General features: G+C 61.8%; 10 protein-coding genes. 8 read left to right on the top strand and 2 right to left on the bottom strand.

Annotated elements, in window-relative coordinates; translation table 11 throughout:
* Positions 1–37: 37 nt before the first annotated feature.
* From BLP82_RS26950 to BLP82_RS26925, 6 genes are all read left to right on the top strand, one after another.
* Positions 38–1,987: a hypothetical protein gene (locus BLP82_RS26950; protein ID WP_092175588.1), complete on the top strand. Its 1,950-nt coding sequence runs from the start codon at positions 38–40 to the stop codon at positions 1,985–1,987.
* On the top strand, positions 1,984–2,673 hold the full coding sequence (locus tag BLP82_RS26945) for a GNAT family N-acetyltransferase (RefSeq protein WP_092175584.1): 690 nt from the start codon (positions 1,984–1,986) through the stop codon (positions 2,671–2,673). Before BLP82_RS26950 ends, BLP82_RS26945 begins: the two co-directional genes overlap by 4 nt.
* 81 nt (positions 2,674–2,754) lie before the next feature.
* Entirely contained in the window at positions 2,755–3,444 is a 690-nt protein-coding gene (locus BLP82_RS26940; protein WP_092175579.1) for an N-acetyltransferase, read from the top strand.
* A gap of 5 nt (positions 3,445–3,449) precedes the next feature.
* Complete coding sequence (locus BLP82_RS26935; RefSeq protein ID WP_092175575.1) at positions 3,450–4,628, top strand: GNAT family N-acetyltransferase; 1,179 nt, start codon at positions 3,450–3,452, stop codon at positions 4,626–4,628.
* On the top strand, positions 4,600–5,391 hold the full coding sequence (locus BLP82_RS26930; protein ID WP_092175570.1) for a carbohydrate deacetylase: 792 nt from the start codon (positions 4,600–4,602) through the stop codon (positions 5,389–5,391). Before BLP82_RS26935 ends, BLP82_RS26930 begins: the two co-directional genes overlap by 29 nt.
* Positions 5,392–5,534: 143 nt before the next feature.
* Positions 5,535–6,473, top strand: a complete 939-nt coding sequence (locus BLP82_RS26925; protein WP_170842386.1) for an alpha/beta hydrolase — start codon at positions 5,535–5,537, stop codon at positions 6,471–6,473.
* Between the two features lie 168 nt (positions 6,474–6,641).
* On the opposite strand, the gene BLP82_RS26920 is transcribed toward BLP82_RS26925, so the two are convergent.
* Positions 6,642–7,355 (bottom strand): FadR/GntR family transcriptional regulator, encoded by a 714-nt coding sequence (locus tag BLP82_RS26920; protein WP_092175562.1) that lies wholly within the window; start codon positions 7,353–7,355, stop codon positions 6,642–6,644.
* Between the two features lie 336 nt (positions 7,356–7,691).
* Between BLP82_RS26920 and BLP82_RS26915 the strand changes: the two genes are divergently transcribed.
* Together BLP82_RS26915 and gudD are read left to right on the top strand one after the other, a co-directional pair.
* Positions 7,692–9,041, top strand: a complete 1,350-nt coding sequence (locus tag BLP82_RS26915) for an MFS transporter (RefSeq protein WP_092175558.1) — start codon at positions 7,692–7,694, stop codon at positions 9,039–9,041.
* Between the two features lie 28 nt (positions 9,042–9,069).
* A complete protein-coding gene (gene gudD / locus BLP82_RS26910) occupies positions 9,070–10,413 on the top strand; it encodes a glucarate dehydratase (protein ID WP_092175555.1) in 1,344 nt (447 codons plus the stop codon).
* A gap of 182 nt (positions 10,414–10,595) precedes the next feature.
* On the opposite strand, the gene glgB is transcribed toward gudD, so the two are convergent.
* A complete protein-coding gene (gene glgB, locus BLP82_RS26905; RefSeq protein ID WP_092175550.1) occupies positions 10,596–12,830 on the bottom strand; it encodes a 1,4-alpha-glucan branching protein GlgB in 2,235 nt (744 codons plus the stop codon).
* Between the last annotated feature and the right edge of the window lie 3 nt (positions 12,831–12,833).

Raw genomic sequence — 12,833 nt, 5'->3', positions numbered from 1 at the left:
CTTGCTCGCGATGGGGCCAGTACGGCATGGATGGAAAATGGCCGCAGGCCTGTGCCTCTGGAGCCTGGCCTTGTTGGCCCATGGCGCGGCCATGCAATGGACCGGCATCCGCGACGGTAGCCTGTACTTGCAGACCGACCGCCCGGATTACGTGACCGTGCGCTGGGTACCCGCCTGGCAGGCCGACGCCAACACAGAACACCTGTACCTGCTCAACGGCCAAGGGCGCCTGGTGGGTGAACGCCTGATCAAGGCCGCCGAGGAACGTGGCGAGCAGCAGTGGCCTTTGCTGCCGGGGGCCGCCAGCTATCGCCTGGAAATTCCCGGCTACAGTTTCCGCCGCTACACCGTCGAACACGACGCCCATACCCGGGCACTGTTCGCCCCGGCCAAGGTGCATTTCAATGCCGAAACCCACGACGGCGATGAGTTGTATTTCAAGGTCGCCCCCGGCGAACAGGCCGTGCTGGCGGGCAAGTTCCACGGCGGCGTGCGCAGCCTGCGAGCCCGGCGCGTCGCCGATGGCAAACAGGTGCAGTTGAACCTCAAGCCGTATCCGGCCTATGGGCAGTTCGATCAAGTGGCATTGCCCGTCGCCAATGTCGAGCAAACCTGGCGCCTGCAATTGCAGGGCAACGGCAAGGCGGCATTCTGGCTGGATGGCACGGCGAACCTGTTCGCCCAAGACACAGGGCATTTGCAACCGCTGCGCCAGGACCCGGGGCAGGCGCGCCTGAAACTCTATGGCGATGTCCTGGGAACAACCCCGAAACTGGGGGTCTACCTGCCCTACGTCATGCCCCCGCCATCGGCCTACCCGGTGATCGAAGCCATCAAGCCCCAGGCCGCCAGCTACTACAGCCTGGTCGACATCACCGCAGACAGACCGGACCATGAAAATCAGTTTCGGCGCCTGTACCAGGACCGCTTCGGCATCACCCGGGACATCACCCTGCTGGCCGGTAGCGCGCGCAAGGCCGACCTGCGGGCCGACCGCGTCAGCAACAACGGTTTGCAAGCCTGGCTCACGGCGACCCGCGCCTTGGGCGGCAAAGGCATCCACTACCTCAGTTTCGCCGATGAGCCGAACCTCAACTACCCGGATTTCGCCAGCTACCAGCAGGTGTTCGAGAGCATGGCCAATCAGGTTCGCGCCATCCCCGCCAATGCCCGTGCCGGGGTGCGCATTGCCATACCGGCCAGCTCCCGGTTCACCAATGGTCCTTTGGCGGAAAACGCCGCTGAGCGGCGCGGGATCGATTGGGCGCGGCGCTTGCTGGCCAACTACGGCGACCAGATCGACGCCCTGGCCTGGCATGAATGGATGATCCGCGATCTGTTGGCGACCCGGGTCTATCGCAACAGCGTGCGCCGTGCAGCCGGCCTGGTGGGCCTGGACAGTAAGGGCCGGCCGAACAAGGCCTTGCTGCTGGACCAGACCAACATGTCCAGCGGCTCGAGCCTGAGCCCTTACGACCAGGAAACCCACTACGCCGCCCTGTGGTGGACGTCCGTGGTCATCAATGCCTCGGCCGACGGCTGGTTGGACATGCTCAACTGGTTCATGCTCGCCGACGAACCTGAGTACCCCAAAGGCATGGTGCGGGTGCTGGACAGCCAGCGCTTCGAACTCAAGCCGGTGGGTCTGGCCCAGCAGTTCATCCAACAGCATTGGCTCGACCAGGTGCTACGCCTGGATAACGACGCCTTCGAAGTCGACGTGCTGGCCATGGCCACCGACACGAGACGCAGCTTGCTGGGCGTGAACAAAAGCACGCGCCCGCAACAGGTCAGCCTGGACGGCGCGTCCTGCCCCCAGGCGCAAGCAGAGCTGATGTATTTCGGCCCTGACAATCAAAGCCGCAGCGCCCCGTTCAACTGCGAGGCCGGGCAGATCGGTTTTCTCCTGCCAGGAGAAACCGTGTTTGCCCTTAGCTGGACCGCCCCCTCTTTCCCCCAACCCGCCACCCGTCAGGAGGCACCATGAGCGTTCTGCAAGCATTACGTGATGGCATTCAGAAAAAAGGCCTGCGCGCCGTTCTCATACAGCTGTTCAGGCGCTACGTGTTTTTCCACACCCGACTGGTGTGGCTGGAGCACGATGTGCGAACCCCACTCCCCCCGCATAACCTCAAGCCCTACCCACCGATGCGCCTGGAGTTCATCACGGTCAGCAATGCCGATGCTTTTGCCCGGCACTTCGGCGACCGCGTCGAAACCATGCGCGAGCTGGCAGCCGAAGGCTACACAGGTTTGATGTACCTGGATGCGCAGGGCGACACCGTGGGTTTCGCCTGGGCCAGCACACGAGACTATTTCGACCGGCATTTCTATCGCTGCAACTTCCCGATCAAGCCGGGTGAGTACTTTCAGTTCGGTGGCGAGATGATCCGCGCCTACTGGGGTTCCAGTATGTCGGCGGACATGCAGTTGGAAATGTGGAAAATCATGGTGGACAGCGGCTGCGACACAATGGTCGATGTCTGCGATTTGCAAAACACCCCGGCGATCAAGATGCACCTGCGCATGGGCTTCCAGGAGCGCGGCAAGATCACCCACGTGTATCGCCTGTTCGGTCGCTGGCGGTTTTTCCGCGACACGTTCTACCGCGGCTCAGCACTGGACGCCTTTCGTAAACCGGCCCCGCCGCTTGCATCGACTGCGCCGGCCTGATGTCCATGGCGCTCTAACCCCCCATCGCGAGCAAGCTCGCGATGGGGTCTTTCCCCAAACCGCCCCTCGCCAGGAGGCACCATGAACGTTCTGCAAAAATTGCGTGATCGCATTCGGAGAAAAGGGCTGCGCACTGTTCTAAATCAGCTGTGCAGACACTACGTGTACTTCCACGAACAACTGGTGTGGATGGAGCGCGATCTGGTCAGCCCGATACCGCCCAATAACCTCAGGCCCTATACGCCGTTGCGCCGGGAACGCATCACCACCAGCAATGCCGATGCCTTCGCCACGTACTTTGGCGACCGCGTCGAGACCATGCGCGAACTGGCTGCCGAAGGCCACACCGGGCTCATGTACCTGGACGACAAGGGCGACACCGTCGCTTTCATCTGGGGCAGTACACGGGACTATTTCGACCGCCATTTCTTTCGCTGCTGGTTCCCGGTCAAACCGGGTGAGTTCTTCGAGTTCGGCGGTGAGCTGTACCGCGCTTACTGGGGGACCCAGCTATCGGTGGATATGCAGCTGGATCTGTGGAAAGCCATGGCCGAGCAGGGTTGCAACAAAGTGGTCGACGTCTTCGAGCTGAGCAACATTCCAGCCGTCAAGTTGCACCTGCGCATGGACTATCAGGAGCGCGGCCAGATCACCCACATGCATTGCTTGTTCGGCCGCTGGCGGTTCTTCCGTGACACGTTCTACACCGGCTCGGTCCTGGACTCTTTTCGTAAACCGGCCAAGCCGGTTCCATCCACTGCGGCGGCCTGACGTCCATGACCATCCGGTTCCAATGGTGTCGCTCCCTGGGCGCGGAGGACTTTCCTGTATCAGCTTATGAACAGCTGCGAACCCAGGTGGCCGACGCAACCCCGTTCAATACCCTGGCCTGGCTGCAAGCGGCGGAATTTGCCCTGTTGCCTGATCAGCAATTGCATGTGTTACTGGGCTGGCAGGACCAGGACTTGTCGCTATGCCTGCCCCTGGTTTCGGGACGTGAGCGTATCGGCGGACTGCGGTTCCGGGTGTTGCATCACTTGGGTTACCCCTTGGCCGACCGCATCGCCCTGCTGGCGCGCCTGGACGCCGAGGGCATGGGCCAGGCGCTGATACAGATCCGTCAGCAGGTGCCCCACGCGATGTTGCAACTCAATGAAGTGGTGGAGCCGGTCGGCGAGCAAAGTGTCTTGAGTGCCTGGATGGCAATGAGCTCGACCGGAGAGCGACGACTCAGTTGCCGGGTTCCGGTGCACCTGATCAGCGAAAGCGACCATCAGGAAATCTCTGGCGATCCACGCTACAAGCTGCGACGGGCGCGCAAGCGGATCGCTGCTTGCGGTGCCGAAATCCGTCGAGTGACGCCGGACGCCATCAGCATCGGACAGCTGTTGCGAGCCCTGGCCGACGTCGAGGCCGCCAGTTGGAAAGGCGAGGAAGGTGTCGGCATCTTCGCCGACCCCAGGCGCCGGCAATGGATGAACCATGCCTTCACCGCCCTCGCCGCCCAAGGCCTGGTACGGGTTGTGATGCTGGAGCTGAACGGTGAATGCATCAGCTATCGCCTCGGCCTGCTGGACCAAGGCCGATTGTATGACTACAACCTCGCATTCCTGCCGCAGCACGCCGACCTGGGCAGCGGCCGGGTATTACTCGAAGAGTGGATTCGCTGGGGGCTGGACGAAAACTGGCGATGGATCGATGCGTCACGGGTCAGTCTCGACAATTCCAGCCATCAATTGCACGAACGCATGACCGGACAACTGGAACATTGGCGTTGGAGTTTTTATTCCTGGCAACCCGATGGCCTGATCCTCGGGCTCGCCTTGCGACTCTGGAAAAGCCTTAAGCCCTGGCTTCGCAAACACCCGCCCCAAAAAAACACGGCGACAGATTCACCCTCTATCCCCAAGGAACAGGAGATCTCACATGCCCCGCCAAGTGATCATCAACGCTGACGACTTCGGGCTGTGCTTCAGCGAAAACGCGACAATCGTTCGAGCCTTCGAAGCAGGGCTGATCAGTTCCGCCACCATCATGGCCAATACGCCGGGCTTCGAACAGGCGTGTGTACTGGCCCGACTGCCCCGGCTCAAAGGGCGCATCGGGCTGCATTTCAATCTCAGCCATGGGCAGCCGCTGAGCCAGGCCATAAAGTCGCGCCCGGCGTTTTGCGATGCGGACGGCCAGTTCAGCTTCAGCCTGTCACGCCATTGCCTGCATCTGGGCTCGAAGGACCTCGCCGCCATACAGGACGAACTGCAGGCGCAATGGCAACGTTGCCTGGACCACGGAGTGCGCCCAAGCCACCTCGACTCCCATCAGCACGTACATAACATCTGGCCCATCGGAGCATTGGTAGCGCGCTTCGCCGCGCGGCAAGATGTGTCCATTCGCCTGGCGCGCAACCTGGGAGCCAACCTGAATATACCCAAGCGCATCTTCAAGACCTTACTCAACCGCCGCCTGCGTCGTTTATGCGGCGCCACGGCCGACTATGTCTGCACGCCAACCGACTTGCAGCACGCCGCAGCACCGGACCATGGTTTGCTGGAAGTGATTGTTCATCCAGTGCAACTGGATGGGGATTTCGGCGACACCTACCTGGCTCCTGGCTGCTCGTTGACCCAGGTGCTGCATCGGCGCCTGGCGGGGGTGCCGAAGGTGGGGTATGGCAAGACTGAGCGGACGGTTGAACTGGTTGAGCTTGAGAAGGCGTAATCCCCCCTGTCATGGAGGCTTGATCGTGGGGAATTTTCCAGCGCTGACAAGCGCGCTTCAGACGAATGACAGTCACAAATACCTGCGCCGTTTTCGGAGAATCTGCTACAAGGCATCTTTGGCTTCAGTAGCGAATGGCGTCGATGTCTTCACTCTTATTTTCTGGCCTGAAACGCCGCTGGTTGGCATGGCTGTGCATGATCGCATTGGTGGTCGGCCTGCCGGTGGGCTGTGCTGTGTTGCAGCATAAGGAACGTGAACTGGTCTTTCGCATCGAACCGGGGACGGCGAGCTGGTTCAGTGGGCTGCCCAGCGGCGTGCAGGAGTTCGACCTCAAGCCAAAAAGCTTCAAGGCCGGGGAAAATATCCACGGCTGGTGGTGGCCGGCCGAACGCAAGAACGCGCCGGCCATCCTGTATTTGCACGGTGTGCGCTGGAATTTGACCGGCCAGTTGTTTCGTATCCAGCAACTGCGGGCGCTGGGCTATTCGGTGCTGGCCATCGATTACCGGGGCTTTGGCAAAAGCCAGGGAGAGCTGCCATCGGAAGCGAGTGTCTATGAAGATGCGCGCATCGCCTGGGAACGTCTCGAAGTGCTGCAACCGGACCCAAGCCTGCGGCTGATCTATGGTCATTCCCTGGGCGGCGCCGTCGCGGTGGATCTCGCTGCGCAGCTCGGTCAGCAGGCAGCGAAGGATGGCAAAGCCCAGGTCCGGGGCCTGGTGATCGAATCCACGTTCACCTCCCTGGGCGATGTCGCCACCTCGATGGCGAATACATCCCTGCCGGTGCGCTGGTTGCTGTCGCAGAAGTTCGACTCCATCGACAAGATCGGCGAGATCAACATGCCGCTGCTGATTGTCCATGGCGCCGCCGACCGCTACGTGCCGCCACGCTTCAGTGAGCAACTGTTCAACGCCGCCCGGGAACCCAAGCGCCTGCTGCTGGTGCCCGGGGCGACGCATAACAACAGCATGAGCCTGGCGGGCAAAAACTACCGGCAGGCGTTGGACACCCTGATGAAAAGCGCCCCCACCCCCGTGGCCGGAAACGCCCCCACCGGCCCGGCCAAAGCGGGCTGAGCCATGGAAATACCCACGCCTTCTTGCGGGAAGCGGTGGGTCAGTCATGGAAATGTTGGGTGTGCCGCCGCCATCGCGAGCAAGCTCGCTCCCACAGTTTTTCGAGGTGTTCTCCACTGTGGGAGCGAGCTTGCTCGCGATGGCGGTGAGTCAGGCAACGATGAACCGTCAGGATCCCGCGCCAAACCGGTCACGGCTGTTGGTCAGGTGCAACCACATGGCGGCGCGGGCGGCGTCCGGGTCCTGGCGCTTGATCGCGTTGAAGATCGCCTCGTGCTCAAGGTTGGCCAACTGCGCCAGCTTGCCTAGATCGGCCTGGCCGCGCTCGGCCACGTTCACGCGGGTCCTGGGAATCATCGCACTGCCCAGGTGCTGCATGATTTCGACAAAACAGGCGTTGTCCGTGGCTTCGGCGATGAGCAGATGGAAACGTCGGTCGGCTTCGACACAGCTGTCGTTGTTGTTGGACAACCGCTGATAGTCATCCAGCGCCTGGCGCATCTGCTGCAACTGGTGTTCGCTGCGGCGCTGGGCCGCCAAGGCGACGGCCTGGGTCTCCAGGCCCAGGCGCAGCTCCAGGATCGCCCGCACTCCCGCGGCAGTGTCGACATTCAAGCGCAACCCTGGCTCGCCGGTTTGCGCCAGCACGAAGGTGCCGATGCCGTGGCGGGTCTCTACCAGCCCCGAAGCCTGCAACTTGGAAATCGCCTCGCGCACCACCGTCCGGCTGACACCATGGGCCTGCACGATGGCACCTTCCGATGGCAGCTTCTCACCCGGTTTCAACTGCCCCAGCAAGATGCTCTGGCTCAGCTTCGTCACCAGGTCATGGGCCAGGTTGTGGGTACGCTTGCGCAGGGGCGCGTCGGTGTCTTGCGGCATCGCCGGGGTTCCTTGAAAACAGGCTGACTGATCGTATCACCGGCGGGCGCCGGAAATCTCATCGTCAAGCCATCAACTTGTATGACAACACTCAAGATCAGCCCATATCAGAAAAAATAACTCTTTCAAAAAACGGCTTCGCGCAAGCCGGACAGACGCTTGATAAAATCATAATAGCCGGACAACCCCAACAATTACGGCATAAAAACGCCATTCGCCTAATCCAACGATGCTGAAAAACTGCTTGTCATCCAAAAAAATCAGGTTGTATGATGTCTATCAACATCGGCACATGCACGATGCCCCGCATAAAAATAACGAGTGGGAGAAAAACCAGTGAACACATCCAGCCTCAAGGCGAATGCCGGCGCGGATCCGGTGCTGCTGTCGGCTATCGCCAAGGTCAAGCGCCACATCCTGCCGCTGTTCGTCATCATGTTTATCGTCAACTACATCGACCGCGTGAACATCGGCTTCGTGCGTGCCCACATGGAGCACGACCTGGGTATCGGTGCTGCGGCCTATGGCTTTGGTGCCGGGCTGTTCTTCATCGGCTATGCGCTGTTCGAAGTCCCGTCCAACATCCTCCTGCAACGCATCGGCGCCCGCATCTGGCTGACCCGCATCATGCTCACCTGGGGCCTGGTGGCGGCGGCCATGGCCTTCATCCAGAACGAAACCCACTTCTATATCCTGCGCTTTTTGCTGGGCGTGGCCGAAGCCGGGTTCTTCCCTGGAGTGATCTACTACTTCACCCGCTGGCTACCCGGCGTCGAGCGTGGCAAAGCCATCGCCATCTTCCTCAGCGGCTCGGCCATCGCGTCGCTGATCTCCGGCCCGCTGTCGGGGCTGCTACTGCAAATCAACGGCCTGGGCATGCACGGTTGGCAGTGGATGTATTTCATCGAAGGGATGTTTTCCGTCTGCCTGTGTGTCTTCGTCTGGTTCTGGCTGGACTCCAAGCCCCATGACGCCAAATGGCTGAGCCGTGAAGAACAGGATGCGCTGGTCAAGACCATCGACGATGAACAGCGGGCACGGGAAGCCGCCTCGCCGATCAAGCTGTCCATCGGCCAGCTGCTCAAGGACCGCCAGATCATCCTGTTTTGCCTGATCTACTTCTTCATTCAATTGACGATCTATGCCGCCACGTTCTGGCTGCCGAGCATCATCAAGAAAATGGGCGAACTGAGCGACATTCAGGTCGGGCTGTTCAATTCGATCCCGTGGTTGCTGTCGATCGTCGGCATGTACGCCTTCGCCTCGCTGTCGGCCAAGTGGAAATTCCAGCAGGCCTGGGTCGCCACCGCCCTGTTGATCGCCGCGGCGGGGATGTTCATGTCCACCACCGGCGGACCGATTTTCGCCTTCGTCGCCATCTGCTTCGCGGCCCTGGGTTTCAAATCGGCGTCGTCGTTGTTCTGGCCGATTCCCCAGGCTTATCTGGACGCCCGGATCGCCGCCGGGGTGATTGCCCTGATCAACTCGGTGGGCAACCTCGGCGGGTTCGTCGCCCCAACCACCTTCGGCTTGCTGGAAGAGCACACCGGTTCGATCCAGGGTGGCCTCTACGGCTTGGCGGCCACCTCGATAATTGCCGCGATCATCGTGTTTGCCGCACGCAACACGCCCAAGCCCAAAGCCGTGACAACAACACCGGTCGATCCGGCCGCCAGCCACGTCTGATCATGCGATTGTCCAAGGATAAGTACAGATGAGCATTCCAGAAACCAGCAAAGCCCCGATCATCACCAGCATGCAGGTCGTGCCCGTGGCCGGCCATGACGGCATGCTGCTGAACCTCAGCGGCGCCCATGGTCCGTTCTTCACCCGCAACATCGTCATTCTCAAGGACAACGCCGGCCACACCGGCGTGGGCGAAGTGCCCGGCGGCGAGCGCATTCGCCAGACGCTCGAAGACGCTCGCTCGCTGGTGGTCGGCAGCCCCATCGGCACGTACCAGAAGATCCTCAACACGGTGCGCCACGCCTTCGCCGACCGCGATGCCGGCGGTCGTGGCCTGCAGACCTTCGACCTGCGCATCACCATCCACGCGGTCACTGGCCTGGAAGCGGCGTTGCTGGATCTACTCGGCCAACACCTGGACGTACCGGTCGCCGCCCTGCTCGGCGAAGGCCAGCAGCGCGACGAAGTGAAGATGCTCGGCTACCTGTTTTACGTCGGTGATCGCCAGCAGACCGACCTGGCCTATCGCAGCGAACCGGACGCCGACAACGACTGGTTCCGCGTGCGCCACGAAAAGGCCCTGGACGCCGACGCCGTGGTCCGCCTGGCCGAAGCGGCCCAGGCCCGCTATGGCTTCCAGGACTTCAAGCTCAAGGGCGGCGTGCTCCAAGGCGACGCAGAAATCGAAGCGGTCACGGCATTGGCCGAACGTTTTCCCCAGGCCCGCATCACCCTGGACCCGAACGGCGCCTGGTCACTCAAGGAAGCGATCCGTTTGTGCCGCGACCAACACAAAGTGCTGGCCTATGCCGAAGACCCTTGCGGTGCCGAGAACGGCTATTCGGGGCGCGAGGTCATGGCCGAGTTCCGCCGCGCCACGGGCCTCAAGACTGCGACCAACATGATCGCCACCGACTGGCGCGAGATGGGGCACGCCATCACCTTGCAGTCCGTGGACATTCCCCTGGCCGACCCGCACTTCTGGACCATGCAGGGTTCCGTGCGGGTGGCACAGATGTGCAATGAGTGGGGCCTGACCTGGGGCTCGCACTCCAACAACCACTTCGACATTTCCCTGGCGATGTTCACCCACGTGGCCGCCGCGGCACCCGGCGACATCACCGCCATCGACACCCACTGGATCTGGCAGGACGGCCAGCGACTGACCAAGACGCCCTTGCAGATTCAGGGCGGTTGCGTACAGGTGCCGAAAAAACCGGGGTTGGGGATCGAGCTGGACACCGACCAACTGGCCAAGGCCCATGAGTTGTACAAAGGCATGGGCCTGGGGGCGCGGAACGATGCGGTAGCGATGCAGTTCCTGATTCCGGGCTGGACGTTCAACAACAAGCAGCCGTGCCTGGTTCGCTGAAGGAATCACAAAATTCCTTCAGGTGAGCACATCCATGTGGGAGCGGGCTTGCTCGCGAAAGCGGTCTGACGGTCAACATCGATGCTGACTGTCAGGCCCTCTTCGCGAACAAGCCCGCTCCCACATTGGAACTGTGGTGATCTTTGATTCGATGACCGCCACTGTTGTCCTCTATGTAAACCCTACCCCTCCGGCCGCATGATCAACACCGCCAACGGCGGCAGGTTCAGTTCCAGCGACAGGGCCTGGCCATGGCTGGGCACTGCTTCGGTGAAGGCGCCGCCGCCGTTGCCGTAGTTGGAACCGGCGTAGGTGTCGGCGTCGCTGTTGAGCAATTCCACCCAACGTCCGGCAAACGGCACGCCGACCCGGTAGGCCTCGCGCGGCACCGGGGTGAAGTTGGCGACCACCAGCACCGGCTTACCCTCCTTGCTCCAGCGCAACCAGGCGTAGACGCTGTTGAGCGCATCGTCGCCAATCAGCCACTGGAAGCCCTGCGGCGCGTCATCCTGGTCATGCAGCGCCGGCTCTTCGCGGTACAGCCGGTTCAGATCACTCACCAACTTCTGCACACCCCGGTGCTCAGGGTATTGCAGCAGGTACCAATCCAACTGCTGGTCGTGGTTCCACTCGCGCCACTGGCCGAACTCACACCCCATGAACAACAGCTTCTTGCCGGGATGGCCCCACATGAAGCTGAGGTAGGCCCTCAGGTTGGCGAATTTCTGCCAGCGGTCACCGGGCATCTTGTCGATCAGCGAGCGTTTGCCATGAACCACTTCGTCGTGGGAAATCGGCAGCACGAAGCGCTCGGACCAGGCATACACCAGGCCGAAGCTCAGTTCGTTATGGTGATGGGCGCGGTACACCGGGTCTTGCTGGATGTAGTGCAGCGAATCGTGCATCCAGCCCATGTTCCACTTGTAGGCAAAACCCAGGCCGCCCTGCTGGGTACTCTGGCTGACCCCCGGCCACGCGGTGGACTCTTCGGCGATAACCAGCGCACCGGGGGTTTCCAGTGCCACCACATCGTTGAGGTGCCGCAGGAAATCGATGGCTTCGAGGTTTTCCCGACCGCCGTGACGGTTGGGCACCCACTCGCCGGCCTTGCGCGAATAGTCGCGGTACAACATCGAGGCCACGGCATCCACCCGCAGGCCATCGACGTGGAAATGCTTGAGCCAGTGCAACGCCGAAGCCAGCATGAAGCCGTGCACTTCGGTGCGGCCGAGGTTGTAGATCAGCGTGTCCCAATCCTGATGGAAACCCTCCAGCGGGTTGCCGTATTCGTACAGCGCGGTGCCATCGAACTGGGCCAGGCCGTGGGTGTCGGTGGGGAAATGCGCCGGCACCCAGTCGAGGATGACGCCGATATTGGCCTGGTGGCAGGCGTTGACGAACGCGGCGAAATCGTCGGGCGATCCGAAGCGTGCCGTTGGCGCGAATTGCGACAGCGGCTGATAGCCCCAGGAGCCGCCGAACGGGTGTTCCATGATCGGCATCAGCTCGATGTGAGTGAAGCCCAAATCCCTGACATACGGAATCAGCCGCTCGGCCATTTCGTGCCAGTTGTATTGCCGGGCCACCTCGCCCGCTTCGTCGATTTCGCACTGCCAGGAGCCGGCATGCAACTCATAGATCGACAATGGCGCGCCCGGTAGCTGGCGTTCGCGACGACTCTGCATCCACTCGTCGTCCTGCCACTCGATTTTCAAGGGCGAGGCGACTTTCGACGCCGTGTCAGGCGGCATTTGCGTGGCCAGCGCCACCGGGTCGGCCTTGAGGGGCAGGATGCCGTGGGCGCCGAGGATTTCATATTTGTAGGCCTCCCCCGCCCCCAGCCGCGGGATGAACAACTCCCACACGCCGGATGGATAACGAATGCGCATCGGATGCCGGCGCCCGTCCCAGACGTTGAAGTCCCCCACCACAGATACCCGTCGTGCATTCGGCGCCCAGACCGCGAAGCGAACACCGTCGACGCCATCAACTGTCTTCAGTTGCGCACCCAGGCAGGCACTGAGGTCGCGGTGATTGCCCTCGGCGAACAGGTAGAGGTCCATCTCCCCCAGCAGTGGGCCGAAGCTGTACGGGTCTTCGGCAACCTGCTCGCCGCCGGCCCAACGGGTGCGCAGCAAGTACGCTTGGGCGCGATCGAAATGGCCGACGAACAATCCCGGGGTTTCGGTGGGTTGCAGTTCCCCCAATTCTTCGCCGCCCTCCCGGGCCAGCACATGCACACTCAACGCCCCAGGCAGGTAGGCGCGAATGAACTGGCCGCCGGCGCCGTCGTCATGGGGGCCCAGGATGGAAAACGGATCGTGATGTTCGGCGCGCACCAGCGCATCGATGTCATGGGGGGCCGGCAGCAAGGACTCCTTGGCCTGACCCTGGGGTTCTTTATTCGAGACACTCATGAT

It is taken from the genome of Pseudomonas sp. NFACC37-1, assembly GCF_900101575.1.
Lineage (GTDB): Bacteria > Pseudomonadota > Gammaproteobacteria > Pseudomonadales > Pseudomonadaceae > Aquipseudomonas > Aquipseudomonas fluorescens_AA.
The sequence above is the reverse complement of the archived record's forward strand: the minus strand, read 5'-3'. Positions and strand labels throughout refer to the sequence as shown.